Genomic DNA, 26,349 nt, shown 5'->3' on the forward strand with positions numbered 1-26,349 from the left:
GTCGGCCGTGACCCGGCCGACGCCGGGCCGGCGGTCACCCGGCCCGGCGTCGGTGGTCACTCGGTCGTCCGCGACGGGGTGACGAACCGGCCCCGGTAGAACGACAGCGCCGGCACGTCGGTCGGCTTCAGGTGGACCCGGTCGACGTCGATCAGGACGATCACGTGGTCGCCGCTGGTGATCACCTCGTCGCGCCGTCCGGCCAGGATCGCCGGGGTGTCGGGCAGCAGCGGGACGCCGTCGGGGCCGGGCACCCAGGACACCCCGTCGAGCCGTTGCTCCCCGGACAGCCCGGAGGTGGCGAACCGCCGGGCCACGTCCTCCTGGTCCTGGCTGAGGATGTGGACGGCGATCCGGTCGGCGTCCATCAGCACCGGGAAGCTCGACGAGAAGCTGGTGACGCAGAACAGCACCTTCGCCGGGTGCAGCGAGACCGAGGTGAACGAGTTCACGGTCAGCGCGGCGACCGCGCCCCCGGCGGTCACCGCCGTCACCGCCGTCACGCCGGTGGGGAAGTGCCCGCACACCTGGCGGAACTCGGCGGAGTCGAACAGGGGCTCGGCCATCATCGGTTCACCGCCGGGTCGCAGGAGTCGTGGTCGGGCCGCAGCCCGGTGTCGAGCTGGATCAGGCACAGGGTGTGCCCACCCGGGTCCTTCACCAGGTGCAGCCGGCCGTGCGGGGTGTCGACCGGCCCGACGGTGGGCTTGCCGCCCAGGGCGGTCACCCGGGCCAGCGCGTCGTCGAGCGAGGCGACGGCGAAGTAGGTGACCCACGTCGACGGGATGGGGTTCGGCCAGGCGTTGTCGAGTTCGAGGACCCCGGCGACCGGCACGTCGGCGAGCATCAGCACCGTGTAGGGCCGGGCCGTCGGCGAGTCGTCGCGCTGCTGGGTGGTGTAGCCGAACAACGTGCGGTAGTAGGCCACCGCCTCGGCCGGCTCACCGGTGTCCAGCTCGTTCCAGCACAGCGCCCCGACGGAGTTGACCGCCTGGACGCCGACGCGCGACTCACCCTGGTAGAGGCCGAAGGCAGCGCCGAACGGGTCGATCACCGCGGCGCCGGTGCCCGCCGCCGGCAGGTAGCGCGGCGGCGCGACCAGTTCGCCGCCGAGCGCCACCGCCTGCCGGGCGGACGCGGCGATGTCGTCGACGGCGAAGTAGGTGAGCCAGCCCCGGGGGCGGTCGCCGTGCAGGGCGGCGGCGTCGGAGATCCCGGCGACGTCCCGCCCGTCGATGCTGCACATCCGGTAGGTGGTGCCGCCGAGGCGTTCGGCGCGGACCGTCCAGCCGAGCAGCGCGGCGTAGAAGGTCTCGGCCTGTGCCGGGTCGGGTGTGCACAGCTCCACCCAGACCGCCTCGCCGGGCTGGAATCGTGGTCTCATCCGGTTGTCCCCCTGGTGGCCGGGCCCGCGACGATCGTGCGGGCCGAGATGTCGTACGCCTGGTCGGCGGTTCCGGTGGCCAGGCTCGACTCGACGACCCCGACCACCGCCCGCAGGGTCGCCCCCGGCACGGCCAGCAGGGCGTCGACGAGGTCGTCGACCGCCGCGTCCAGCTCGTCGTCGGGGACCACCCGGGCCACCAGGCCCCAGTCGCGCAGTTGCCCGGCGGTCGCCTCCGCCACCCCGGTGAGCAGGTGGTAGGCGTGCGGCCGGGGCACCGACCGGGCGATGGTGTGGCCGACCCCGGCGGGGGCGAAGCCGTAGCGCGCCTCCGGCAGGGACAGCCGGGCGTCGGCGGCGGCGACCGGCAGGTGTACGGCGCTGAGCAGGCCGACGCCGAACCCGATGATCCGTCCCCGGACGGCGGCGACGACGGGCACCGGGAGCCGGCGGATGCGCGCCACCGCGGTGTCGCTGGCGCGCAGGTCGGCGGCGACCTCCTCGCGGGTGGCCCCGGCCAGCGCGGTGAAGGAGGAGGTGTCCCAGCCGGCGCAGAAGTGTCGCCCGGCCATGTCCAGGCGGATGACCGCGCAGGTGCCGTCGGCGGCGGCGGTCTCCAGGGTGTCGACGAGCCGGTGCAGTGTCGTGGTGTCGAAACAGTTGCCGCGCGCCGCGTTGTCGTAGCGGACCCGGGCGAGGCGGCCGTCGTGCCCATGGGTGAGGGTGATGGTCACCGCGGTATCATACAAACCGGTCGGTATGAACACAACGGTGCTGGCCGGTGGGCCTTTGTCACGCGAATGTCACGAGCGAGATACCCGGTCGACCCGTTGACTTGATACCGGCTGGTCGGTACTTTGTGGCGAACGTCACCGCCGCCTCACGCGGAGACATGACGGGTCCATCGCAGTGAAGGACACCCATGATGATCATGAAATCCCTGCGCTCCCGGCGCTTCCTGGCATTGGCCGCCGCGCTGACCGTCGCGAGCGCCGGCCTCACCGGGTGCGGCGGCTCCGACTCCGACAACTCCGGCGCGTCGGGCACGGGCCCGATCCGGGCGCTGCTCGCCGCCCAGCCGGCGACCCTCGACCCGATCGTCGGCGCGCGCTCCGCCCAGATCGTCTGGGCGACGATGCTCGAACCCCTGATCAACACCGGCAGCGACCTCGCGCCGACCGACACCGGCCTGGTCACCAGCTGGACCCGTACCGACGCCACGACCTGGACGTTCAAGGTCCGGCCCGACATCAGCTTCAGCAACGGCGAGAAGGCCGACGCGGCGGCGGTCGCCAACACCATCATGCTCACCCGCGACAGCGCGGCCTCGCAGCTCAAGTCGTACTTCGGCAACGTCACCGCGATCGAGGCGCCCGACGCCACCACGGTCGTGGTCAAGACCAAGACCCCGCAGTACGACATCCCCGACCTGCTCACCACCGTCTACCTGGTGCCGCCGAAGTACTACCAGGAGAAGGGCTCGGAGGGCTTCGCCGCCGCACCCGTCGGCACCGGCCCGTACGTCTGGTCGGGCGCGAACGCCGGCCGCGACATCTCGGTCAAGCGCAACCCCGACTACTGGGGCACCAAGGCGACCAACGAGGGCGTCACCTTCACCTGGGCCAACGAGGCCGCCCAGCGGCTCGCGCTGATCCAGAGCAAGAGCGTGGACGTCTCCTTCGACCTGCCGCCGGCCCAGGCCAGCGCCGCCAAGGCCGCCGGGGTCGAGGTGGTCAGCACCGAGACCGCCATGAAGATCATCGCCTTCCTCGACTCCACGAAGGCACCGTTCGACGACCCGAAGCTGCGCGAGGCGGCGGCCCTGGCCATCGACCGCGACGCCATCGTCAAGGGCATCTTCGACGGTCAGGCGGTCGCCGACGCCGGGCTGCTCAACGTCAAGCCCGGTCAGCAGCCGACGCAGAGCGTGACCGCCGACGCCGCCAAGGCCAAGGAACTCCTCGGCGGGGCGACCCCGACCGTGCAGATCACCTACCCGGCGGCCCAGTACACCAACATCGAAGAGGTGTCCCAGGCCGTCGGGGGCAGCCTGGAGAAGGCCGGCTTCAAGGTCAGCTACGTGCCGCTGGACTACGGCACGCTGGTCAAGCGGATCGTCGGCCGCCAGGTGCCCGGTCTGTCGATCTTCGCCGGGGTGCCGAACGTCGCCGTGCCCGACTACTTCGTCAGCGGCTTCATGAAGACGAAGTCGATCACCGGCAACTGCCCCGACCCGCAGATCGACACCCTGGCCCAGCAGGCGCTGGAACAGAACGACGCCCAGCAGGCCGCCCCGCTCTACGAGCAGCTCAACACGATCGGCGTGGTCCAGAAGCACTGCTACGTGCCGCTGTACCGGCAGGTGTTCAACTACGCGACCGGCCCCGGCGTCTCCGGCGTGGTGTTCGGCCCGCTGAACACCGTGGACTTCACGAAGACGACCCGCTGACGATGTCCGAGGTAACGGAGACGGGGGTGCCGGGCGACCTCGCCCGGCACCCCCGCACCCCGGAGTCGGACACCCCCGTGCTGGAGGTCGACGACCTCGTCGTCGAGCACCGCGACGGCGGCACCGGCACGCTGTTCCGCGCGGTCGACCAGGTGTCGCTGCGCATCGCGGCCGGCGAGAGCGTCGCCGTCGTCGGCGAGTCCGGCTCCGGCAAGACCACCCTCGCGATGGCGGCCACCGGGCTGGGCCCACGCGGCCGGGGCGACATCCGGCTGCTCGGCCACTCGCTCTCGGCGGTCAGCCGCACCCAACTGCGTCGGCTGCGCCCCGAGGTGCAGGTGGTCTTCCAGGACCCGCACGGCTCGCTCGACCCCCGCCAGTCGGTCCGCTCCGGGCTGCGGGAACTGCGGGCGCTGCAACCCGAACGGACCTCCTGGATCGACGACGCCGACCTGCTCGGCCGGGTCCGGCTCGCCCCGGACCTGCTCGACCGCTACCCCCACCAGCTCTCCGGGGGACAGGCGCAGCGGGTCTGCATCGCCCGCGCGCTGCTGATGCGTCCCCGCCTGATCGTCGCCGACGAGCCGACCTCCGGCCTCGACGTCTCCGTCCAGGCCGACGTGCTGGCCCTGCTGCGCCAGATCCGTGCCACCACCGGCGCGGCGCTGCTGATGATCAGTCACGACCTGGCCGTGGTCCGCTCGCTCTGCGACGTCGTGCACGTGATGTACCGGGGCCGGGTCGTCGAGGCGGGACCCTGCGACCGGGTCTTCGGCACCCCCGAGAACGACTACACCCGCGAACTGCTCGCCGCGATGCCCGGCGCGCGCTGGAGGTCCCGCCGATGAAGGCCAGCACCGTACGCCGCGTCGGCGGCCGGCTCGCGTCGCTGTTCGCCTCGCTGCTCATCGCGCTCAGCCTGGCGTTCCTGCTCGGCCGGCTCTCCGGCGACCCGACCGCCACCATCCTCGGCCCGATGGCCCCGCCCGAACAACGCGAGGCGCTGCGCCACCAGCTCGGCCTGGACCTGCCCGTCGTCGTGCAGTACCTCGACTACCTCAAGGGCGTGTTCACCGGCGACCTCGGCCAGTCGTTGCAGTTCTACCAGTCCAACACCTCGATGATCGCCGACCGGCTGCCGTACACCCTGCAACTGGTCGGCGCGGGCATGGCCCTCGCCCTGCTGGTCGGCGTGCCGCTCGGGGTGCTCGCGGCCACCCGGGAGGGCACCTGGTGGGACCGGGGAGCCTCCACCCTCGCCCTGCTCGGCCAGTCCGTGCCGGTCTTCTGGTTCGGCATGATGCTGGTGGTGCTGTTCGCCGTCAAACTCGGCTGGCTGCCCGCCGGCCAGTCCGGCAGCCCGAGACACCTGATCCTGCCCGCACTGACCATGTCGGTCTACCCGATGGCGCACATCGCCCGGCTCACCCGCGCCTCGATGAGCGACGCGCTGGCCGAGCCCTACATCGACTCCGCCCGCGCCCGGGGCATCAGCACCCGCCGGGTGGTGTGGCGGCACGCCTTCACCAACGCGATGATGCCGATCCTGACCATCGTGGTGCTCCAGACCGGCATCCTGCTCTCCGGCGCGGTCGCCGTCGAGTACGTCTACTCCTGGCCCGGTCTCGGCCAGCTCGCGTTGCAGGCCATCCAGTTCCGCGACTTCCCGCTGGTGCAGGCGATCGTGGTGTTCGGCGCGCTGGTGTTCGTGCTGCTGAACCTGCTCGTCGACGTCCTGCACTCGATCGTCGACCCGAGGGTGCGGTGAGCATGAGCCAACTCGAACTCGACCCGGTCACCGCCCCGGTTTCGCCACCGCGCCGGGCCGGCCGCCGGGCGCGTACGTCGGCGTTCTGGCTGGCCCTGCCGCTGGCGGTGGCCGCCGTCGCGGTGTTCGTGCTGCCGCTGACCGGGCTGCTGCCCGACGGCGGCCAGAACCTCGACGCGACCCGCCAGCCGCCCGCGTTCCTGGCCGGCGGCAGCTGGGCGCACCCCCTCGGCACCGACAAGCTCGGCCAGGACCTGCTCACCCAGTTCGTCTCCGCCGGCCGGCTCACCATCGTGATCGGCCTGGTCGGCGCGCTCGTCGCGATCGGCCCCGGCACGCTGCTCGGCCTGCTGGCCGGCTACTTCCGGGGCTGGGTCGACCGGGTCATCTCGATCCTCATCGACGCCCAGCTCGCCCTGCCGTTCATCCTGGTCGCCCTCGCCATCATCGCCAACCGGGGCAGCTCCCTGCCGGTGCTGTTCCTGGTGCTGGCGCTCACCGGCTGGGCGGTGTGCGCCCGGGTCACCCGCGCGGCGACCCTGGCCATCCGGGAACGCCAGTTCGTCGTCGGCCTGCGCGCCGCCGGCGCGTCCGAGCCCCGGATCGTCTTCCGGCACATCCTGCCCAACCTCGCCGGCACCATCGTCGCGCTCGGCACCCTCCAGGTCGGCACCGCGATCCTGGTCGAGAGCGCGCTGAGCTTCCTCGGCCTGGGCGTGGTGCCGCCGATGAACAGCTGGGGCTCGATGCTCGCCTCCGGCCAGGACGAACTGAGCCAGGCCTGGTGGATCGCCTTCTTCCCCGGCCTCGCCATCACCGTGCTGGTGCTGCTGGTGAACCTGCTCGGCGACGCGCTGCTCACCCACCACGACCCACGGAAGAGGCGGCGATGAGCGTACTGCTGAAGCTCTCCGGGCTGTCCATCACCGCCCGGCTCGCCGACGGCGAGCTGACCCTGCTCGACGACGTCGACCTGGAGATCCGCCGGGGCCAGATCGTCGGCGTCGTCGGCGAGTCCGGCAGCGGCAAGACCACCCTCGCCCGCGCCGTCGTCGGGCTGCTCGACCGCAACGTCCGGGTCGACCGGGGCACCGTCACCGTCGGCGACGAACAGGTGGTGGCCCCCGGCGTCGACCGCACCGCGCGGGTCCGGGGCAGCGCCGTCGGCATGGTCTTCCAGGACGCGTCCCGGTCGCTGAACCCGCTGCTGAAGGTCCGCACCCAGCTCGCCGAGGTGCTGCGCCGGCACGTGCGGGACATCACCCGCGCCGAGGTGGAACGCCGCTCGGTGGAGGTGCTGGCCCAGATGCGCATCGACGACCCCGGCCGGGTGCTGGCCAGCTACCCGCACCAGCTCTCCGGCGGCCTGCGCCAGCGGGTCGCCATCGGGCTCGCCGTCGTCACCCGCCCCGCGCTGGTGATCGCCGACGAGTGCACCACCGCCCTGGACGTCACCACCCAGACCAAGGTCGTCGACCTGTTCCGCACCCTCGTCGACGAACTCGGCATCGGCCTGCTCTTCGTCACCCACGACCTGATGCTCGCCAGCGACCTGTGCGACCGGATCGCGGTGATGAGCGGCGGGCGGGTCGTCGAACAGGGCGACGCCCTGACCGTGCTGGACCGACCGCAGCAGGAGTACACCCGACGCCTGCTCGCCGCCATCCCCTCGTGGAGCTGAAGGAGAACCCGCGACCCATGCCCGAGCAACCAGGCATCGACGCCTACGCGGCCTACCTCCCGGCGTACGCGCTCGACGACACCAGGCTCGACCCGACCGGCCCGGCCCGCGACGGTGGCCGCACCCGCGGCGTAGCCGGCTACGACGAGGACGCCGTCACCATGGCCGTCGAGGCGCTGCGGCACGTCGCCGCCGACACCCCGGCCGGGCGGCACCTGCTGCTGGCCACCACCAGCGCACCGTACGAGACGAAGACCTCCGCCGGGGTGGTCCACGAGGCGCTGGGCCTCGACCCCGGGGTCACCGCCCTCGACCTGCGCGGCCACCGGGCCGGCGCGTCCGCCCTGGACCTGGTCCTGCGGGGCGTCGCCACGGCGGCCCTGGCCGACGTGCGTACCACCCGCCCCGGGGCCCCCGACGAGCTGGCCCAGGGCGACGCCGCCGCGGCGTTCGCCGGGGGCGGCCGGGCCGCCGTGCTCCTCGCCCGCGCCGGCCACACCACCGAACTGCTCGACCGCTGGCGGCTGCCCGGGGAACGGCACGACCGGGTCTGGGACGAACGGTTCACCGCCGAGATCCTCGTCGCCGCCGGCCTCGACGCCGCCCGCCGGGCCCTGGCGCAGGCGTCGCTCGACGCCGTCGACGAGGTCGTCGTGTCGTCGTCGAACCCGCGTGCGGCGGCGGCGCTGCGCAAGGCGCTCGGCGGCACCGGAGGGGACGCGAGCGTCGAACGGGCCACCGGCTTCACCGGCGTCGCCCACCCCGGCCTGCTGCTCGCCGCCGCCCTCGACGAGGCCGAACCCGGGCAGACCATCCTGCTGCTGTCGGCCACCGAGGGCGCCGACGCGTTCGTGCTGCGGGTCGGTGACGACGTCCGCGCCGCCCGGGGCGGGCCGACGGTCCGCGCCCAGCTCGCCGCCCGGCAGCGCCTCGGCTACGGCCGCTACCTGCGCTGGCGGGGCCTGCTCGACGTGCAGGGCCCGGCCCGACCGGCCTCCCCGGCCCCGGCCGCCCCGCCCATGCACCGCCGGGCCGGCTGGAAGTACCGGCTGGAGGGCAGCCGGTGCGACGCCTGCGGCCGGGTCACCACACCCCCCGGTCGGGTCTGCGCCTCCTGCGGCGTCGCCGGGTCGGGTGCCACCGCGGTGTCGCTGCGCGACCGCACCGCCAGGGTGGTCTCGGTGACCCGCGACCACCTGACCACCATGCCGGAACCGGAGGTCGCGATCGTCGTCGCCGACGTCGACGGCGGCGGCCGGCTCAGCGCGTACGTCACCGACGTGGCACCCGGTGACGTGCGGGTGGGCATGCCGGTGACCCCGGTGTTCCGCCGGCTCTGGACCACCGACTCGATCCACAACTACTTCTGGAAGCTCCGCCCGGCACCCGCCGACGCCGCGCCAGGGAAGGACACCGCCGATGGCCAGTAGGCGCACCACCCACGACGTCGCGATCGTCGCGATGGGCTGCACCCCGTTCCGGGACCACTGGAACTCCTCCGCCGACGACCTGCTCGTCGACGCCGTGCAGGAGTGCGTCGGGTCGCTGCCCGACGTCACCCTCGACGACGTCGACGCGTTCTGGGTCGGCACCCAGGGCTCGGGCATGTCCGGGCAGACCCTGGCCCGCCCGCTGCGGCTGACCGGCAAGCCGGTGACCCGGGTGGAGAACTACTGCGCCACCGGCTCGGAGGCGTTCCGCAACGCCGCCTTCGCCGTCGCCTCCGGCGCGTACGACATGGTCATGGCGACCGGGGTGGAGAAGCTCAAGGACTCCTCCTACTCCGGACTGTCGGCGGTGTTCCCGCCCGCCGACGGCACCGACGTCGACTGGACCGCGCCGGCCGGGTTCTCCCTGCTCGCCCCCGCCTACCAGGCGGCGCACGGGATCGACGAGGGGGAGATGCGCGCCGCGATGACCCGGGTCGCGGTGAAGAACCACGCCAACGGGGCCCGCAACGACCGCGCCCAGTTCCGCCGGGCGGTCACCGCCGAGACGGTGGAACGGTCCCCGCGCATCGCCGGGCAGCTCGGCGTCATGGACTGCTCAGGCGTCTCCGACGGCGCGGCGGCGGCGATCCTGGTTCGCGCCGAGGACGCCCACCGGTACACCGACAGACCGGTCTACCTGCGCGGGATGAGCTTCGTCGCCGGCTCCGGGGCCGGGCTGGCCGCCGACGGCTACGACTTCACCACCTTCCCCGAGGTGGTCACCGCCGCCCGCGAGGCGTACGAGCAGGCCGGCGTGACCGACCCGGCGGCGCAGATCTCGCTGGCCGAGGTGCACGACTGTTTCACCCCGACGGAGGTGGTGCTGATGGAGGACCTGGGTTTCTCCGCCCGCGGCAAGGCGTGGCGGGACATCCTCGACGGCCGCTACGACCTCGACGGGGCGTTGCCGGTCAACACCGACGGCGGGCTCAAGTCGTTCGGCCACCCGATCGGCGCGACCGGGCTGCGGATGATGTTCGAGTGTTTCACCCAGCTCCGCGGGGAGGCCGGACCCCGGCAGGTGCCCGACGCGCGGCTGGCGGTGGCCCAGAACCTCGGCGGGCAGCCTGGTTCCTGCGTCGCGTTCGTGGCGGTCCTGGGGAACGAGCGATGAGCGCCCGGGTCACCCTCGACGGCCGGGTCGTCGTCGTCACCGGCGCGGGCAACGGCATCGGCCGGGCGCATGCGCTGACCCTCGCCGCGCGTGGCGCGTCGGTGGTCGTCAACGACCTCGGCGGGACGGTCGACGGCTCCGGTTCCTCGGGCGCGGCGCAACAGGTCGTCGCCGAGATCCGCGCGGCCGGCGGCACCGCCGTCGCCTCGACCGACTCGGTGGCCACCGCCGCCGGGGGCGCGGACCTGGTCGGCCGGGCGATCGACACGTACGGCCGGCTCGACGCGGTCATCCACAACGCCGGCATCCTGCGGGACCGGACGCTGGCCAAGATGTCCGACGAGGACGTCAGCGCGGTGCTCGACGTGCACCTGGCCGGGGCGTTCCACGTGCTGCGGCCCGCCTGGCCGCACCTGGTCGCCCAGGGCTACGGCCGGATCGTGCTGACCAGTTCGTCGTCCGGCCTGTTCGGCAACTTCGGCCAGGCCAACTACGGCGCGGCCAAGGCCGGCCTGATCGGGCTGATGAACGTGCTCGCGCTGGAGGGGGCCCGCCGGGGCATCCTGGTCAACGCGATCGCGCCGACGGCGGCGACCCGGATGACCGAGAACCTGCTCGGCGAGCTGACCGACCGGTTCGACCCGCAGCACGTGGCGGCGGTGGCGACCTTCCTCGCCTCCGAGCAGTGCCAGCTCAACCGGCACATCCTCACCGTCGGCGGCGGCCGGGTCGGGCGGATCTTCCTGGGCGTCACCCCCGGCTGGTACGGCGGGCCCACCCCGGCCTCGCCCGACGACATCCTCGGCGCGGTGGACGACATCTGCCGGCTCGACGACTTCATCGTGCCGGACAGCGGCGCGGACGAGGTCACCCTGATCCAACGGGTCCTCGGCGGGCCGTCCGGACCGTCCGCCTGATCCGGCGCGAACCAACAGGAAGGCAGGCATCATGCCGGTCAGCGAAGTGCACCACGTGGCGATGACCGTCTCGGACGTCGACCGCGCCGCGGACTTCTACGAGCGGGCCCTGGGCTACCGCCGGACGCTGCGGACCGACGTCGGCGGGCCGGGGATCGAGGTGTCGCTGGGGTTGCCCGCCGGCACCACCGGCCGGGTCCAGTACCTCCAGGGGCCCAGCCGGGTCGGCCAGCTCGAACTCATCGAGTGGAACGGCGTGAAGACCCGCACCGCCACCGCCGGTCACCTGGAGCTGGGCACCTTCCTGCTCAGCTTCGAGGTGCCCCTGGACGAGCTGGACGACCTGCACCGGCGGCTGACCGAGCTGGGCGCGCAGTGCCTGTCCGCGCCGAACCGGGTGCTGCTGGACAACTACGGGTACATCACCGCGTTCGCCGCCCGGGACCTCGACGGCAACCTGCTGGAGTTCGTGTCGTTGCCGTCCCGGGAGGAGATCCTGGCCCGGCGGCGGGGGAGCGGCGACTGATGGGCGGCAGCAACTTCACCGAGACGCTGCGCCGGCAGGCGTTGCGCCGCGCCGACGCCGAGGCCCTGGTCGACGGGGCGGCCCGCTGGACGTACGCGGAACTCGACGCCGACGTGGACCGGCACGCCGCGGCCCTGCGCGACGCCGGCATCGCCGACGGCGACCTGGTCGGGGTGCTCGGGCGCAACACCGCCACCTACGTCGTCGAGCTACTGGCGCTGAGCCGGCTCGGCGCGGTCTCGGTGCCGCTGAACTGGCGGCTGCACGCCAACGAGCAGGCGTACGTCATCGACCAGGCGGGCGTCACCGGACTGCTCTACGACGACGACTTCGCCGCCGACGCCGCCCGGCTGGCGGCCACGACCGGGCTGCGCACGCTGGTCGCCAACGGCGACACGGTCGTCGGTGCCGCGCGACGGCTGGCCGACCTGCTCGCCGGGCAGCCTCCGGGCGTGCGGGTCGCCGACGCCGACAAGGGCCCCGCCGACGTGCACCGGCTGCTCTACACCTCGGGCACCACGGCCCGCCCCAAGGGGGTGGTGCACACCTGCGGGAACCTCACCGCGAACCACTTCGCGCAGGTCCTCGAACTGGAGTTGACCGCCGCCGACCGGATCCTCGTCTCCGCGCCGCTGTTCCACGTCAGCGGGCTGGAGGCGCCGGGCCTGGCGACGTTCGTGGCCGGCGCGACGATGGTGCTCACCCCGACGTTCAAGCCGGCCGACATCGCCCGGATCGCCGCGCAGGAGCGGATCACCGGCATGGTGCTGGCCGCCCAGATCCTGTTCGGACTGCTCGACCTGGACGACCCGCCGGATCTCGGAAAGCTGCGTTACCTGCTGTTCGCCGGGGTCGCGCCGAGCGTGCGGCAGGAGGTCAAGCGGCGGCTGCCGCACGTGCGGCTGATCGACACGTTCGGCATGACCGAGCTGTGCAACGGGGTCTGCTACCTCGACGCCGCCCACGAGCAGAGCAAGCTCGGTGCGCTCGGCGCGCCGTTCCCCGGGGTGCAGATCCGGATCGTCGACGAGCACTTCCGGCCGGTCGGCCCGGACGTCGAGGGGGAGATCGTCGTCCGGGGGGAGAAGGTGTCGCCCGGCTACTGGAACGACGACGAGGCCAACCGGCGCAGCCGGCGCGACGGCTGGTTCCGCACCGGCGATGTGGGCCGGATCGACGCCGACGGCTACCTGTGGTTCGTCGACCGCCGGGCCGACCTGATCAAGTCCGGTGGGGAGAACATCGCCAGCGCCGAGATCGAACGGGTCCTCGCCCAGCATCCCGACGTCGCCGAGGTCGCCGTGATCGGGGTGCCGGACCCGCAGTGGGACGAGGTGCCGAAGGCGTTCGTCATCCTCCGCGACGGCGCGACCGGCACCGCCGAGGACCTGCGCGCGCACTGCCGGGCCGAACTGGCCCGCTACAAGGTCCCCCGGTACGTGCAGCTGGTGACGTCGTTGCCGCGCAACGACTCCGGCAAGGTGCTGAAGAAGGCGCTGCGCGAGGCGGCGGTGTCGGGGTGAGCACCGCGAACCTCGCCGCCATGCTGGCCGGCAACGCCCGCCGGTTCGCCGACGCCGACGCGCTGGTCTTCGGCGACCGCCGGTGGACCCACCGGCAGCTCGACGACGACGTCAACGCGCTGGCCGCCGGGCTGGTCGCCGAGGGGGTACGCCGGGACAGCCGGGTGGCGGTCGTCGCGGACAACGTCCCCGAGTTCCTCCTGCTCTGTCTGGCGCTGGCGAAACTCGGCGCGGTCGTGGTCCCGCTGAACTACCGGTTGACGGCCGGGGAGCTGGCCCGGTTGCTGGCGCACGCGCGGGTCGGGGCGGTCGCCACCGTGCCGGAGTTCGCCCCGCTCACCACCGCCGCCCTCGCCGACCTGCCGCAGGTACGCCGGTTCGCGCTGGAACCGGTCGACGACGGCTGGACCGACGTGCGGGCGCTCGTCGCGGCGCACCGGGGCGCGCGGGTCGCCGACGCCGACCTCGACGACGCGGCCCTGCAACGGATCGTCTACACCTCCGGCACCACCAGCCTGCCCAAGGGGGTGCTGCTCACCCACGGCAACGTGAACCGGAACATGCACGCCCAGATCGTCGAGCTGGGCCTGCGGCCGACCGACCGGATCCTCAACGTCGCGCCGCTCTACCACGTCGGTGGCACCGACCTGCCCGGCTTCGGCATCTGGCACGTCGGGGGTGCCATGGTGCTGCACCGCCGGTTCGTGCCGGCGGCCGTGCTGCGGGCGATCGAGACGGAACGGATCACCGGCATGGTGGTCGCGGCGACCATGCTGGACATGGTCCGCCGCGAGCCCACCGCCGCCGGCACCGACCTGTCGTCGGTCCGCTGGCTGATCTTCTCGCAGGTCACCTCGGCGCTGTTCGGGGTGGCCCGGGGGCTGTTCCCGAACGCCCGGCTGATCGAGGGGTACGGCCTGACCGAGACGTGCAGCGGGCTGACCTACCTCGACGCCGCCCACCAGGAGTCCAAGCAGGGGTCGGTGGGGCTGCCGGTGCCGTGGGTCCAGGTCCGGGTGGTCGACCCGGACGGTGCGGACGTGCCGGTCGGCGCGCACGGCGAGGTGGTCGCGCGCGGGCCGAAGGTCAGCCCCGGTTACCTCGACGATCCGGCGGCGACGGCCGCCGCGTTCCGGGACGGGTGGTTCCACACCGGCGACATCGGCTGCTTCGACGCCGACGGCTACCTCTACATCCGCGACCGGCTCAAGGACATGATCCGCAGCGGCGGGGAGAACATGTCAAGCGCCGAGATCGAGAACGTGCTGGCCGACCATCCGCTGGTGCTGGCCGCGTCGGTGGTGGCGGCCCCGCACCCGACGTGGCAGGAGGTGCCGGCCGCGTTCGTGGTGGCCCGTCCAGGGTTGACGCCCGAGGTGCTGATCGCGCACGCCCGGCAGCGGCTCGGCCGGTTCAAGGTGCCCCGGGAGGTCTACCTGGTGCCGGAGTTCCCCACCAACCCGTCGGGCAAGGTGCTCAAGCGGACCCTGCGGGAGCTGCGCCCGACCCTGCGCCCGGACTGGACGTACGACGACGCCCGGCGCGACTGAGACCGGGCGGCCCGCCCGGCGCGACTGAGACCGCGCCGGGCGGGCCGCCCCGGTGTCAGCTGTCGGCGGCGGCGTGGCGGAGCAGGGCGAGGGCGTGCACCAGGGCGAACCGTCGGGTGCCCCGGCCCAGCTCGTCCCACGGCTTCTTCCAGGTCATCCGCCGGGCGACGTCCCACGCGGTGTCGCCGTCGCGGGCCAGCCCCCGGACCGTCTCGACCTCGTCGCGGTGGAACGCGGCGAGCGCCTGCGCGCGGGCGGCGACGTCCCGGTAGGGGAACTGGTGGGCGGGGCAGGCGATGGCGGCCCCGAGGTCGCCGATGCGGGCCAGCGTGCCGAACAGGTCGGCGGCCGGGTCGTCGTCGGGGCGGCTGACGATGGCGAGCTGGGTGGGCCCCTCGGCCATCATCGTGTCACCGGTGAACACCAGTCCCCGGGTGTCGACGTAGACGGTGTGGCCGTAGGTGTGCCCGGGGGCGGGCAGGGCGCGGACGGTCACGTCGCCGAAGCGGAACTCGGTGTCGTGGTCCACGGCCACGTCGAGCCGCAGGTCCTCCCGGTGCACGGCGACGGCGACCGCGTCGGCGTACATGGCGGCGACGACGTCGGGCGGGGCGCCGGTCAGTTCGAGCGCGGCGCGTACCTGCTGGAGGAAGGTGCCGCGTCGGCGGTGCATGGTGGCGAAGTCGTCGGGCGCGCCCATCACCACCCGCGCGCCGGAGGCGGCGCGTACCCGGTCGGCGAAGCCGACGTGGTCGGGGTGGTTGTGGGTGAGCAGGACCGCTGCGATGGTGTCGACCCGCTGCCCGATGGCCGCCACCGACTGTTGGAACGACGTCCAGCAGCTCGGGTGGTCGTAGCCGGCGTCGACGAGGACCGGGCCCTCGTCGGTGGTGATCAGGAAGACGGTGATGGACCGCAGGGCGCTGCCGTGCAGGGGGACCGGGATCGCCCAGACACCGTCGACGACCTGCGCGGGGACCGGCACCTGACGGGCCCGCCAACTGGCGGCGTGGGCGTCGCTCACAGGTATGGACATCGTCGGGAGGCTCCCTTACTGTGGGACACCAACATACCGGATGGTCGGAATCTAGCTCAAGGAGTCCGATGAGCCAGGAGCGGACCGGGTTCCGGCTGTGGGCAGCCGCGGAACCGGAGCTGTGCGCGATCGTGACCGCCGACGACCGGCGGATCTCCTACGGTGACCTGTTCGCCGAGGTGAACCGGATCTCGCACGGCCTGCGTACGCACGCGGGCCTGCGGCCCGGTGACACCGTCGCGGCGGTCATGACCAACAGCCCCGGCCTGGTCGCGCTCTATCTCGCGGCCATGCAGTCCGGGCTCTACCTGGTCACCCTCAACTACCACCTGACCGCCCCCGAGGTCGGCTACATCCTCGCCGACAGCGAGGCCCGGGTGGTGGTCGGCTCCGCCCGGGTCGAGGACGTCGTGCTGGACGCCGCCGCGGCGGTGCCCGGCATCCAGGTCTTCGTCGACGGCACGCCCCGCACGGACCGGGCCCGACCGCTCGCGGCGCTCACCGCCGACATGCCCGCCACCAGCCCGGCGGACACCCCGGCCGGCTCGCTGATGATGTACACCTCCGGCACCACCGGCCGGCCCAAGGGGGTCAAGCGCCCGCTCAGCGGCGTCGACGCCGACACCGGCGCGCTGACCTACGTCTGGCTGTTCCGGGAGTTCGGGATGGAGCGGGAGGCGTTCGGGTCCTGGCTGGTGTCGGCCCCGATGTACCACTCGGCCAACATCACCCCGGCGATGGGCGCGCTGCACGCCGGCGGCACGATGGTGCTGATGGACGGCTGGACGCCGGAGGGCTTCCTGCACCGGGTCCAGGAACGCCGGGTCACCGGCACCAGCATGGTGCCGACCCACTTCTACCGGCTGCTGCAACTGCCTGAGGCGGTCCGTGACCGCTACGACCTGTCCTCGCTGCGCTACGTCCTGCACGGCGCGGCGCCCTGCCCGCGCGAGGTCAAGCAGCGCATCCTCGACTGGTTCGGCCCGGTGGTCTACGAGTACTACGGCTCCACCGAGGTCGGCACCACCGTCGCCCGTCCCCACGAGTGGCTGGCCCACCCGGGCACGGTCGGCCGGCCGGCCTCCATCTCCACCCTCCGCATCCTCGACGAGCTGGGCAACGAGGTGCCCGTCGGGCAGACCGGCATCGTCTACATGCGCCAGGGCGACGACCGGGTCGAATACCACAACGACCCCGGCAAGACCGACGGCGCGCGGCGCGACGGCCTGATGACCGTCTGGGACGTCGGCCACGTCGACGCCGACGGCTTCCTCTACATCACCGGCCGCGCGGCCGAGCTGATCCTGGTCGGCGGGGTCAACGTCTACCCGGCCGAGATCGAGGCGGCGCTGATCGGCCACGACTGGGTCGCCGACGTCGGCGTGGTCGGGGTGCCCGACCCGGAGTTCGGCGAGGTGCCCCAGGCGCACGTCGTGCTCACCGACACCGCGCCCGACCCGGACACGGCCGTCGCGCAGCTGCGCCGGTACCTCACCGAGCGGCTGGCCAAGCCGAAGCGCCCGCAGTCCTACGTCGTGCGCGACGCGCTGCCCCGCGACCCGAACGGCAAGCTCTACAAGGCCCGGCTCGTGCCCGCCGAGGAGGCCAGCGCGTGACCGGCGACACCGACGACCCACAGGGGGGTGGGCATGGACTTCGCTGACAGCGACACCGACCTGGCGTTCCGGCACGAGGTCGGCGGGTGGCTCGACAAGGCGCTGGCCGACGTGCCCGACCAGGAGGAGCTGACCCAGGACGAGCGGGAGCACTGGTCCCGGGTGTGGCAGGACCGGCTCTGCGCCGGCAACTGGGCCGGACTGTCCTGGCCCACGGCGCACGGCGGCCGGGGGATGGACGCGCTGGCCCAGGCCGTCTTCAACGAGGAGGCCGCGGTACGCGGCGCGCCGTACCCGCTCAACGGGGTGGGCATGATGCTGGCCGGGCCGACGATCATCGCGCACGGCACCGACGCCCAGCAGGCCCGGCACCTGCCCGGCATCCTGCGCGGCGACGAGTACTGGTGCCAGGGGTTCAGCGAACCCGGCTCCGGGTCGGACCTGGCGAGCCTGACCACGGCGGCGACCCGGGTCGACGGGGGCTGGCGGATCAACGGGGCCAAGATCTGGACGTCCAACGCGCACAACGCCTCGCGCTGCCTGCTGCTGGCGCGTACCGACGCCGCCGCGCCGAAGCACGAGGGGATCACCTACTTCCTCGCCCCGATGGACGGGTTCACCGTCCGGTCGCTGGTGATGATCAACGGGGACACCGAGTTCAACGAGATGTTCCTCGACGACGTGTTCGTCGCCGACGACGACGTGCTCGGCGGGGTCGGCAACGGCTGGACCGTCGCGCTCACCACGCTCGCGTTCGAGCGCGGCAGCATGGCGTTGAACCTGTGGGTCTGGGCCCGGCAGGCGGTCGACCGGCTGATCGACGTCGCCGTCGAGCGGGGCGTCGCCGACGACAGCGCGTTCGTCGACGCGGTGGGCGCGTTGCAGTGCGACGCCGAGGCGGTCCGGATCGGCTCGATGCGGATGCTCGGCGAGAGCCGGGCCGGCGGGGTGCCGGGGCCGGAGACCTCGGCGCTCAAGAGCCTGTGGGCCCGGGTGGTGCAGAACGCCAACCGGCTCGCCGTGCAGCTCGACGAGGCCGGCGGGGTGCTGGTCGACGGCGACGGCGCCGCCGCCCGGATGCGTCGCTACCTGCGGGCCCGCGCCCACACCATCGAGGGCGGCACGGAGGAAGTCCAGAAGTCGATTCTCGCGGAGCGGGTCCTGCGCCTGCCCCGCTCCCGCTGAGCGAGGTGGTCCGGTGCGCGCGACATTCACCCAGGAACAGCAGGACATCGGCCGGACCGTGGGCGCGCTCGCGGACGCCGACCGGGGCACCGCCCGCGCGGCGTGGTCGGGCGGGTGGCGGGCCCCGGCGGGGGACGGGCCGCTGCTGCGTGACTTCGGGCTGCTCGGGGTGCCCGAGCCGGCCGGCGGCATCGGGTCGAGCCTGATCGACCTGCTGGTCGCCGTCGAGGCGCTCGGCGGGCGGTTGGTGCCCAGCCGGTTCCCGGCGCACGCGGCGGCCGTGCAGCTGCTCTGCGGCGACGAGCGGTCCGGCGGGCCGCTGCCCGACGAGGTGCTCGACGGTCGCCGGGTGCTCACCGCGGCGGTCGACGTGCCGGGCAGTTCCGGCTGGGCCGACGCGGTGCCGGTGGACCCGCTGGTCCGCACCCTGGTGCCGTATGCGGCGCAGGCCGACGGCGTGGTCGCGCTCGGCCCGGCCGGGGTCTGGTTCGCCGACCCGGTCCGGGTCACCGAGCGGCAGTCGCTGGACCCGTCGGTGCCGTTGGCGGACCTGACGGTGGCCGCGCCCGAGCGGCCCCGCCCGGCCGGCACCGGGCCGTTGCGGGCGGCGCTGGTGGTGGCGGCGGAGCTGTGCGGGGTGGCCCAGGGCGCGATCGACCTGGCCGCCGAGCAGGCCCGCACGCGCCGCCAGTTCGGCCGGGTGATCGGGTCGTTCCAGGGGGTCGCGTTCCCGCTGGCCGAGGCGGCCACGGCGCGCAAGGCGGCGTGGGACCTGACCCTGTACGCGGCGTGGGCGGTCGACACCGGACACCCGGACGCCGGGGTCCAGGTGCACGCGGCGAAGGCGGCGGCCGGGCAGGCGGCGGTGTTCGCGGCCGAGCGGTGCATCCAGGTGCACGGCGGGATGGGCATCACGATGGAGGCGGACCCGCACCTGTTCCTGCGCCGCGCGTTCGTGCTCGACGCCCGCTGCGGGCGGGGGTCGTGGCACCGGCGGCGGGCCGGGGAGCTGCGCATCCGGGCACGTCGGGCCGTGCGGGGCTGACCTGCGGAAGTCTTGCCGGGCACCAGCCCGGAGCAGTAACATACCGGCTGGTCGGAATAAATGAGGAGAAGGCCGTGAAGTTCGGAATCATGAACCTGTTCCCGGTGGCCGACGGCGCATCGGACCATCAGGTGCTCCGAGAAACCCTCGAGGAGATCCAGCTGGCCGACGAGCTGGGCTTCGACTCGGTCTGGCTCGCCGAGCACCACTTCTCGAAGTACGGCATCCTCGGCAGCCCGGTGAACTTCGGCATGGCCGTCGCCGAGCGGACCCGCCGGATCACCATCGGCACCGCCGTCCTGGTCCTCCCGCTGCACCACCCGCTGCGCCTCGCCGAGGACATCGCCGCCCTCGACGTGCTCAGCGGCGGCCGGGTCTCCATCGGTGTCGGCCGCGGCTACCAGCCCGCCGAGTTCGCCGGCTTCGGCGTCCCGCTGGAGGAGTCCAAGCAGCGCTACCAGGAGACCCTGGAGATCCTGCGGCTCGCGCTGTCGCAGGAGAACTTCTCCTACCACGGCGAGATCTTCCACTACGACAACGTCACCACCTACCCGCGGCCGTTCACCCCCGGCGGGCCGCCCATCCTGCAGGGCACGGTCTCCCCGGACAGCTTCCGGGAACGCGGCGCGCTCGGCGAGTCGATCATCACCTCACCGAACTTCACGCCGTTGGGCATCATGCAGAAGAACTTCGACCTCTACCGGCAGAGCATGCGGGAGAACGGCTTCGACCTGTCCACCTACGACCTGCCGTTCATGCAGCAGGTCTGGTGCGGCGACGGCGACGAGGGCCTGCGCGCGGCGGCCCAGGCGGCGATGAACTACTACAAGTCCGTCGGCAAGGTCATCCCCGGCTCGGAGGACGCCATCGCCAAGGAACGCGCCTACTACGCGGCGGTCGCCAAGAACATCGAGCTGCTCACCCTGGAGCAGACGCTGACCCACGGCGGGAACTTCGGCTCGGCCCAGCGCGTCATCGAGACCATCGAGATGCTGCGCGAACAGCTCGGCATCAACCACTACATCGGCTGGCTGCGGATCCCGTCGCTGGACCGGGCCGCCGCGCTGCGCTCCATGGAGGAGTTCGCCGACAAGGTCATCCCGCACTTCCGGGCCCAGGACCGCGCCGCCGAGCGGGTGCCCACCGCCGAGGCGGTCCTCGGGTGAAGATCAGCTGCTTCCTGAGTGCCCAGTTCGATCCGTCGGCGTCCGCCGCCGAGGGCATCGACGGCGTACTGGCCCAGGCGGCTGCCGCCGAGGCGGCCGGCTTCCACGCCGTCTACCTCGGCCACCACTACCTGGCCCGGTCGGCGTTCGTCCAACCCGTCCCGCTGGCCGGCTACCTCGCCCACGCCACCTCCCGGGTCCGCATCGGGTTCGGCGTGCTGCTCGCCCCGCTGCTGAACCCGGTCGCCCTCGCCGAGGACCTGGCCTCGCTCGACGTGCTGTGCGGCGGCCGGCTGACCGTCGGCCTCGGCGCGGGCTACCGCAAGCGCGAGACCACCGCGTTCGGCGTCGCCTGGGAGGACCGGCTGCGCCGGCTGCGGGAGTACGTGCCGATCCTGCGCGCCCTGTGGAACGGCGAGACGATCGACGTCGCCGGCAGCTGGGGCGAGGTCCCCGGCGCGTCGCTGGCGCTGCGCCCGGCCCAGCCCGGCGGCCCGCCGCTGTGGATCGGCGCGTTCGCCGAACCGGCCGTCCGCCGTGCCGCCCGGCTGGACGCCCCGTGGCTGATCGGCCCCAAGGGCAACGACGCCGAACTGGCCCGGCTGCTCGGGATCTACCGGGCCGACCTCGCCGAGCACGGCTTCCCGCTGGACCGGGAGTACCCGATGAGCCGCGAGGCGTACCTCGGCGACAGCTATCCGGCGGCGGTCGCGGCCGTCCGCCCGCACCTGGAACGCCAGTACGCCGGCTACAAGTCCTGGGACGACGCGCAGTCCCTCGACCTCGACCGGTACCTGGCCGAGGACTGCCTGGTCGGCTCGGCCGACGAGATCGTGGCCAAGCTGCGCCGCTGGGAGACCCAGCTGGGCATCACCGAGGTCTCGCTGCGCCACCAGTTCGTCGGCGCGAGCCAGGACGAGGCGATGGAACAGCTCGCCCGCTTCGGCGCGGAGGTCATCCCCAGGGTCACCACGACCGCGACCGGGGTGACCCGGTGAGCGCCGGCAACCTGGTCGGCATCCTGGAGGGCCGGTGCGCCGACCGGGGCGACCTGCCCGGCCTGTACGGCGAGGACGGCCGTGCCTGGACCTTCGACCAGATCGACCTGCTCGCCGGGGGCGTCGCCGCCGCGCTGCGCGCCGAGGGCGTCGGCCCCGGCGACCGGGTCGCCTGCTACCTGACCAACGGACCCGAGATCGTCTTCCTGCTCTTCGGGGCCTGGAAGATCGGCGCGGTGCCGGTCACCGTCAGCAGCCTCTACAACGCCGCCGAGCTGGCCGAGTCGGTGGCGAAGACCGCGCCCCGGCTGCTGCTGGTCGACGACCGCCGACCCGACGTGGTCGCCACCTTCCTCGCCGCCGACGGCGACGCCGCCCAGGTCCCGGTCCGGTCCGTCACGTCGCCGCTGACCGACGTGCCCGAACTGCCGTGGCGGCAGGAGACCCGGGTCACCGGCGTCGACGTGGGGCCGCAGGCCGAGGCGTGCATCCTGTTCACCGGCGGCACCACCGGACGACCCAAGGCGGTCAGCGTCACCCACGGCGGGACGCGGGAGTCGCTGATGCGCCTCGCCCGGGTCACCACCGGCACCGAGGCCGAGGGCAGCGCCGCCCGCGACGCCCGCCCCAACCTGATCGCGCTGCCGCTGTTCCACAGCGGCGGCCAGCACGCGCTGCTGTTCGCGTACTTCGTGGGGCGGGCGGCGGTGGTCTGGGAACGCTTCGGCGTCGACCGGCTCGCCGACCTGATGCCCCGGTTCGGGTTCGACAACCTGTTCCTGCTGCCCACCATGGTCTTCGACATCGTGCACGCCGAGCGGGACCTGCCGTTCGCCGGGGTCAGGTCGGTGCTGGTGGCCGGGCAGGCGATCTCCTGGCCGGTGCGGCGCGCCTTCGAGGAGCGCTACCGGGTGCCCATCCTGGTCAACTACGGCTCGACCGAGGCCGGGCACATCGCCGGCTGGACCGGCCGGGACATGAAGGCCGGCCGGTGGAAGCCCGGCTCGGCCGGCCGGGTCTACCCCGGCGTCGAGCTGGAGATCCGCGACGACGCCGGGGCCGCGCTGCCGACCGGCGCGGAGGGCGAGGTGGTGGTCCGCTCCGCCCTGACCCGGGGGTACGTCGACGACGCCGCCGCCTCGGCCGAACTGGTCCGCGACGGCTGGGTGCACACCGGTGACATGGGCTACGTCGACCCCGACGGGGTGCTCTTCCTGGTCGGCCGCAAGCGGGACATGATCAAGTGCGGCGGTTTCCAGGTCTGGCCCGAGGAGATCGAGGACGAACTGCGTGGGCATCCGCTCGTGCGCGACGTCCGGGTGCTCGGCCGGCCGGACGACCGGCTGGGCGAGATCCCGGTGGCGCTGGTGGTCCGGGCCGCCGACGACACGGTCGACGACACCGACCTGGCCGCCCGGCTCGTCGCGTACGCCCGGGAGCGGCTGGCCCACTTCAAGGCACCCCGGCGGATCGAGTTCGTGCCCGCGCTGGAACGCAGCGCCACCGGCAAGATCAGCCGCGTAGCGGCCCCCCTGCCGGAGGCCGGCAAGATCAGCCGCGCAGCGGCTCCCGTGCCGGAGGCGGGCGGGACCAGCCGATCGACAGATGGGGGCAGCCGATGAGGTTCGGCATCATGGCGTCGCACCAGTACCCACCCGGCGACGACCTCCGCAGGCACCTCGACGACCTGTTCGGCACCGTCGAACTCGCCGCCGAACTGGGCTACGACTCGGTGTGGACGATCAACCACTTCCAGTCCAACCTGGCCACCCCGCAGCCCATCTCGATGCTGGCGAGCCTCATCCCGCGCTCCGGGGACATGCTGCTCGGCACCGGCATCCTGCTGCTGCCGATGTTCCATCCGGTGCACGTCGCCGAGGAGTTCGCCACCCTGGACCACCTCTCCGGCGGGCGGGTGATCCTCGGCGTCGGGGCGGGCTACCGGGAGAACGAGTTCGCCGCCTTCGGCGTCGACCCGGAGACCCGGTTCCGCCGCTTCGACGAGAGCCTGCGGCTGATCCGGGCGCTGTGGAGCGGCGCGCCGGTCACCCACGACGGCGAGTTCTACCCGCAGGTCGACGCGACCATCGGCATCCCGCCGCTGACCCCGGGCGGCCCACCGATCTGGATCGGCGCCGGCGGCAAGAAGGCCGTCCGCCGGGCCGCCCGACTCGGCGACGCCTGGTACGCGCCGGGCAACTCGCCGAGCCGCCGCTTCCTGCCCGAGCACCTGGCCGTCTACAACGAGGCGCTGGCCGAGTACGGGCGGGACCCGGCGACGGTGGCACGGCCCGTCGGCGTGGAGCTGTACTGCGCGCCGAGCACCGAACAGGCCGTCGCGGAGGCGTTACCGCACGCCCGGCGCGAGTACTCGACGTACGCCGAGTACCCGGCGCTGCGCTGGCAGCGGGACCGGTTCGACGAGCTGGTCCGCAACACGCTGCTGCTGGGTTCCCCCGAGTTCCTCGTCGAGCGGATCTCCGCCCTGCGGGACCTGGGGTTCGACCATCTCATCTTCCGGCCCGGGTGGCTGGGCATGCCCACCGAGAAGCTGCGCGCCTCGCTGCGGCTGTTCGCCACCGAAGTGATCCCCGCCTTCCGTACCACCACCTGACCTAAGGAATCCGCCGTGAAGAAGACCGAAGCCGAGCTGCTGGAGAACCAGTGGGACGTCGAGAACATGGAGGTCGACCCCGAGGTCCTCGCGAAGTACGTCCGCTACCACGTCGACGAGGAGCGGGCCGTCGCCACCATCACCTTCGACCGTCCGGAGCGGCTCAACGCCATCCCGGTGGCCGCCTTCGAACGGGTGGGTGACCTGGTCCGTGAGGCGGAGACCGACGACCGGGTCAAGGTCATCGTGTTCACGGGGGAGGGGGAGCACTTCGGCACCGGTGCCGACGCCGCCGAACTCGGCCACTACATCGGCTACCGGACCGGCACCGACAAGGCGTCCCGGCGTCGCCCGGCGCAGCGCCAGCGCATCCTGCCCGACCGCAACGTGCTCAGCTCCGGCTTCACCCGGCCGATCATCGAGTCGCTGAAGGCGACCATCTGCCAGGTGCAGGGCTACTGCTACGGCGGGCACTTCCAGATCGCGCTGTCGGCCGACATCGTCATCGCCTCCCCGGACGCCCGGTTCACCCACCCGGCGTTCCGGTACCTCGGTCCCGCGCCGCAGGACATGTACCACTGGATCGAGAAGGTGGGCCTGACCACGATGAAGGACGTCATGCTCACCATGCGGGCGATCGGCGCGGAGGAGGGTGAACGCAAGGGCCTGGTCACCAAGGTCGTCCCGCGTGACGAACTCCAGAAGTGGGTCGACGACTACGCCGACGCGATCGCGGTGATGCCGCTGGACTCGCTGATGATGGGCAAGTCGATGATGCAGGTGGTGATGGAGGCGCGCGGCAAGGGCCTCGGGGCGATGACCGGCTGGGTCGGGCACGGCTGGGCCACCAACGTCAGCTTCGCCGACGGCGACTGGAACTTCCTCAAGGAACGCCGGGAGAAGGGCATCGCGCAGGCGCTCGCCGACCGGGACCGGCTGGTCGCCCCGTACTTCCGGCTCAGCGACAGCCGGTCGCGGGAAGAGTAGGCGACGGCGTGAGGTTCGGCATCCTGCTCGACCACCAGTACGCCCCCGGCGACGACCTGGGCCGGCGCATCGGGGAGACCGTCGAGTACGTCCAGCACATCCGCGACCTGGGCTACGACTCGGTCTTCGGCATCCACCACTACCTGTCGTCGCTGCGCACCCCGCAGCCGCTGCCGCTGCTGAGCCGGCTCGTCGACCACTCCGGGACGATGCAACTCGGCACCGGCATCCTCATTCTGCCGCTGGGCCACCCGGTGCACTGGGCCGAGGAGATCGCCACCATCGACCAGATGTCCGGTGGCCGGTTCGTCCTGGGCATCGGCTCGGGCTACCGCGACGTCGAGTTCACGTCGTTCGGCATCGAACGGCGCACCCGGGTGTCCCGGATGAACGAGGCGCTTTCGGTGATGCAGCAGCTGTGGACCGGGGAGCCGGTGCACCACGAGGGGAAGCACTTCACCCTGGACGGGGTGCGGTGCAGCGTACTGCCGATGCAGCGTCCGCACCCGCCGGTCTGGGTGGGTGCCAACGGCCCGACCGGGATCGCCCGGATCGCCCGGCAGGGGCTGCCCTGGCTGGCCCCGTCCAACGTGCGCCGCAACTGGGCCGTCGGCAACCTGGCCGACTACCGCGAGCAGCGGCGGGCCGCCGGTTTCGACGAGCGGGACGCGGTCTTCCCGATCCACCGGGACCTGTGCGTGGCCGACTCCGCGGAGGCCGCGTTCGCCGTCGCCGGTGAACAGGTGAAACGCTCCTACGGCGAGTACGTCCAGTACGGCATGGACTTCTTCGAGTCCCAGTGGGACGCGATCAAGGAGAAGGCGCTGTTCTTCGGCTCGCCCGACGACATCACCGCCAAGATCCAGGATTTCGCCGACGCCGGTTACAACCACTTCGTGTTCCGCGCCCAGTGGCTCGGCCTGCCGATCGAACGGTCCATGGAGATCGTCGAGCGGTTCGCCCGCGAGGTGATGCCGAGGTTCCGCCCATGAGGATCGGCCACGTGATCGTCCCCGCCGACGAGCTGGACGCCCAACTCGCCTTCTACACCTCCCTCGGGTTGACCGTGAAGTTCCGCGACGGCGACCGCTACGCCGCCGTCACCGACGGCACGGTGACCGTCGGCCTGGCCGACGCCACCCAGCAACCCGTCGCCGGCCGCACCGTGCTCAGCATCCAGGTCGACGACCTCGACGCCTGCCTCGCCCAGTTGGCCGCCGCGGGCGCCACCGTCTCCACCCCGATCACCGGCCCCCACGAACGCCGGGCCCTGGTCACCGACCCCACCGGCAACCCCCTG

25 protein-coding genes are annotated in these 26,349 nt (G+C 72.8%); 21 read left to right on the forward strand and 4 right to left on the reverse strand.

What is annotated here, in order from left to right; translation table 11 throughout:
- Positions 1-56: 56 nt before the first annotated feature.
- Genes B5D80_RS05460 through B5D80_RS05470 form a run of 3 tightly spaced genes read right to left on the reverse strand, consistent with a single transcriptional unit; the run spans position 57 to position 2,118 of the window.
- Positions 57-569, reverse strand: coding sequence for a flavin reductase family protein (locus B5D80_RS05460; RefSeq protein ID WP_088642651.1), 513 nt, complete (start codon positions 567-569; stop codon positions 57-59).
- A complete protein-coding gene (locus B5D80_RS05465) occupies positions 566-1,384 on the reverse strand; it encodes a VOC family protein (RefSeq protein ID WP_144081591.1) in 819 nt (272 codons plus the stop codon). Before B5D80_RS05465 ends, B5D80_RS05460 begins: the two co-directional genes overlap by 4 nt.
- Positions 1,381-2,118: an enoyl-CoA hydratase/isomerase family protein gene (locus B5D80_RS05470; RefSeq protein ID WP_158224142.1), complete on the reverse strand. Its 738-nt coding sequence runs from the start codon at positions 2,116-2,118 to the stop codon at positions 1,381-1,383. The genes B5D80_RS05465 and B5D80_RS05470 overlap by 4 nt, the downstream gene beginning before the upstream one ends.
- Positions 2,119-2,309: 191 nt before the next feature.
- Between B5D80_RS05470 and B5D80_RS05475 the strand changes: the two genes are divergently transcribed.
- The 11 genes from B5D80_RS05475 to B5D80_RS05525 are packed head-to-tail and all read left to right on the forward strand — an operon-like array spanning position 2,310 to position 14,402.
- A complete protein-coding gene (locus tag B5D80_RS05475; RefSeq protein ID WP_144081592.1) occupies positions 2,310-3,833 on the forward strand; it encodes an ABC transporter substrate-binding protein in 1,524 nt (507 codons plus the stop codon).
- 2 nt (positions 3,834-3,835) lie between these two features.
- The gene (locus B5D80_RS05480) at positions 3,836-4,681 is read left to right on the forward strand and encodes an ABC transporter ATP-binding protein (protein ID WP_088642655.1); all 846 of its coding nucleotides are present in this window, start codon (positions 3,836-3,838) and stop codon (positions 4,679-4,681) included.
- Positions 4,678-5,601: an ABC transporter permease gene (locus B5D80_RS05485; RefSeq protein ID WP_088642656.1), complete on the forward strand. Its 924-nt coding sequence runs from the start codon at positions 4,678-4,680 to the stop codon at positions 5,599-5,601. Before B5D80_RS05480 ends, B5D80_RS05485 begins: the two co-directional genes overlap by 4 nt.
- Before the next feature lie 2 nt (positions 5,602-5,603).
- Entirely contained in the window at positions 5,604-6,494 is an 891-nt protein-coding gene (locus tag B5D80_RS05490; RefSeq protein WP_088642657.1) for an ABC transporter permease, read from the forward strand.
- Positions 6,491-7,282, forward strand: a complete 792-nt coding sequence (locus tag B5D80_RS05495; protein WP_088642658.1) for an ABC transporter ATP-binding protein — start codon at positions 6,491-6,493, stop codon at positions 7,280-7,282. The genes B5D80_RS05490 and B5D80_RS05495 overlap by 4 nt, the downstream gene beginning before the upstream one ends.
- Positions 7,283-7,299: 17 nt before the next feature.
- On the forward strand, positions 7,300-8,712 hold the full coding sequence (locus B5D80_RS05500; protein WP_144081593.1) for an OB-fold domain-containing protein: 1,413 nt from the start codon (positions 7,300-7,302) through the stop codon (positions 8,710-8,712).
- Positions 8,702-9,886: an acetyl-CoA acetyltransferase gene (locus B5D80_RS05505; RefSeq protein WP_088642660.1), complete on the forward strand. Its 1,185-nt coding sequence runs from the start codon at positions 8,702-8,704 to the stop codon at positions 9,884-9,886. Before B5D80_RS05500 ends, B5D80_RS05505 begins: the two co-directional genes overlap by 11 nt.
- Entirely contained in the window at positions 9,883-10,803 is a 921-nt protein-coding gene (locus B5D80_RS05510; RefSeq protein ID WP_088642661.1) for an SDR family NAD(P)-dependent oxidoreductase, read from the forward strand. Before B5D80_RS05505 ends, B5D80_RS05510 begins: the two co-directional genes overlap by 4 nt.
- A 31-nt stretch (positions 10,804-10,834) precedes the next feature.
- Entirely contained in the window at positions 10,835-11,329 is a 495-nt protein-coding gene (locus B5D80_RS05515) for a VOC family protein (protein WP_067309619.1), read from the forward strand.
- Positions 11,329-12,852, forward strand: coding sequence for a class I adenylate-forming enzyme family protein (locus B5D80_RS05520; protein ID WP_088642662.1), 1,524 nt, complete (start codon positions 11,329-11,331; stop codon positions 12,850-12,852). The genes B5D80_RS05515 and B5D80_RS05520 overlap by 1 nt, the downstream gene beginning before the upstream one ends.
- Positions 12,849-14,402, forward strand: a complete 1,554-nt coding sequence (locus tag B5D80_RS05525) for a class I adenylate-forming enzyme family protein (protein WP_088642663.1) — start codon at positions 12,849-12,851, stop codon at positions 14,400-14,402. The genes B5D80_RS05520 and B5D80_RS05525 overlap by 4 nt, the downstream gene beginning before the upstream one ends.
- A 55-nt stretch (positions 14,403-14,457) precedes the next feature.
- Here the strand turns inward: B5D80_RS05525 and B5D80_RS05530 are convergent, their stop codons facing one another.
- Entirely contained in the window at positions 14,458-15,438 is a 981-nt protein-coding gene (locus B5D80_RS05530; RefSeq protein ID WP_088642664.1) for an MBL fold metallo-hydrolase, read from the reverse strand.
- A gap of 68 nt (positions 15,439-15,506) precedes the next feature.
- On the opposite strand from B5D80_RS05530, the gene B5D80_RS05535 reads away from it, so the two are divergent.
- The 10 genes from B5D80_RS05535 to B5D80_RS05580 all read left to right on the forward strand — a co-directional run.
- Complete coding sequence (locus B5D80_RS05535; protein ID WP_088642665.1) at positions 15,507-17,054, forward strand: AMP-binding protein; 1,548 nt, start codon at positions 15,507-15,509, stop codon at positions 17,052-17,054.
- Between the two features lie 33 nt (positions 17,055-17,087).
- Entirely contained in the window at positions 17,088-18,239 is a 1,152-nt protein-coding gene (locus B5D80_RS05540; RefSeq protein ID WP_088642666.1) for an acyl-CoA dehydrogenase family protein, read from the forward strand.
- A gap of 13 nt (positions 18,240-18,252) precedes the next feature.
- Positions 18,253-19,284, forward strand: coding sequence for an acyl-CoA dehydrogenase family protein (locus B5D80_RS05545; RefSeq protein WP_088642667.1), 1,032 nt, complete (start codon positions 18,253-18,255; stop codon positions 19,282-19,284).
- Positions 19,285-19,358: 74 nt separating this feature from the next.
- Positions 19,359-20,450: an LLM class flavin-dependent oxidoreductase gene (locus B5D80_RS05550; protein WP_088642668.1), complete on the forward strand. Its 1,092-nt coding sequence runs from the start codon at positions 19,359-19,361 to the stop codon at positions 20,448-20,450.
- A complete protein-coding gene (locus tag B5D80_RS05555) occupies positions 20,447-21,448 on the forward strand; it encodes an LLM class flavin-dependent oxidoreductase (RefSeq protein ID WP_158224143.1) in 1,002 nt (333 codons plus the stop codon). Before B5D80_RS05550 ends, B5D80_RS05555 begins: the two co-directional genes overlap by 4 nt.
- On the forward strand, positions 21,445-23,070 hold the full coding sequence (locus tag B5D80_RS05560) for a class I adenylate-forming enzyme family protein (RefSeq protein ID WP_158224144.1): 1,626 nt from the start codon (positions 21,445-21,447) through the stop codon (positions 23,068-23,070). The genes B5D80_RS05555 and B5D80_RS05560 overlap by 4 nt, the downstream gene beginning before the upstream one ends.
- Positions 23,067-24,062, forward strand: coding sequence for an LLM class flavin-dependent oxidoreductase (locus B5D80_RS05565; protein WP_088642670.1), 996 nt, complete (start codon positions 23,067-23,069; stop codon positions 24,060-24,062). The genes B5D80_RS05560 and B5D80_RS05565 overlap by 4 nt, the downstream gene beginning before the upstream one ends.
- Before the next feature lie 15 nt (positions 24,063-24,077).
- Positions 24,078-25,049, forward strand: a complete 972-nt coding sequence (locus B5D80_RS05570) for an enoyl-CoA hydratase/isomerase family protein (protein WP_088642671.1) — start codon at positions 24,078-24,080, stop codon at positions 25,047-25,049.
- A gap of 8 nt (positions 25,050-25,057) precedes the next feature.
- On the forward strand, positions 25,058-26,041 hold the full coding sequence (locus B5D80_RS05575) for an LLM class flavin-dependent oxidoreductase (RefSeq protein ID WP_158224145.1): 984 nt from the start codon (positions 25,058-25,060) through the stop codon (positions 26,039-26,041).
- Positions 26,038-26,349 (forward strand): VOC family protein (locus tag B5D80_RS05580; RefSeq protein WP_088642672.1); only part of this gene is annotated, 312 nt, incomplete at its 3' end. The genes B5D80_RS05575 and B5D80_RS05580, both read left to right, overlap by 4 nt.

It is taken from the genome of Micromonospora wenchangensis (assembly GCF_002210435.1).
GTDB lineage: Bacteria > Actinomycetota > Actinomycetes > Mycobacteriales > Micromonosporaceae > Micromonospora > Micromonospora wenchangensis.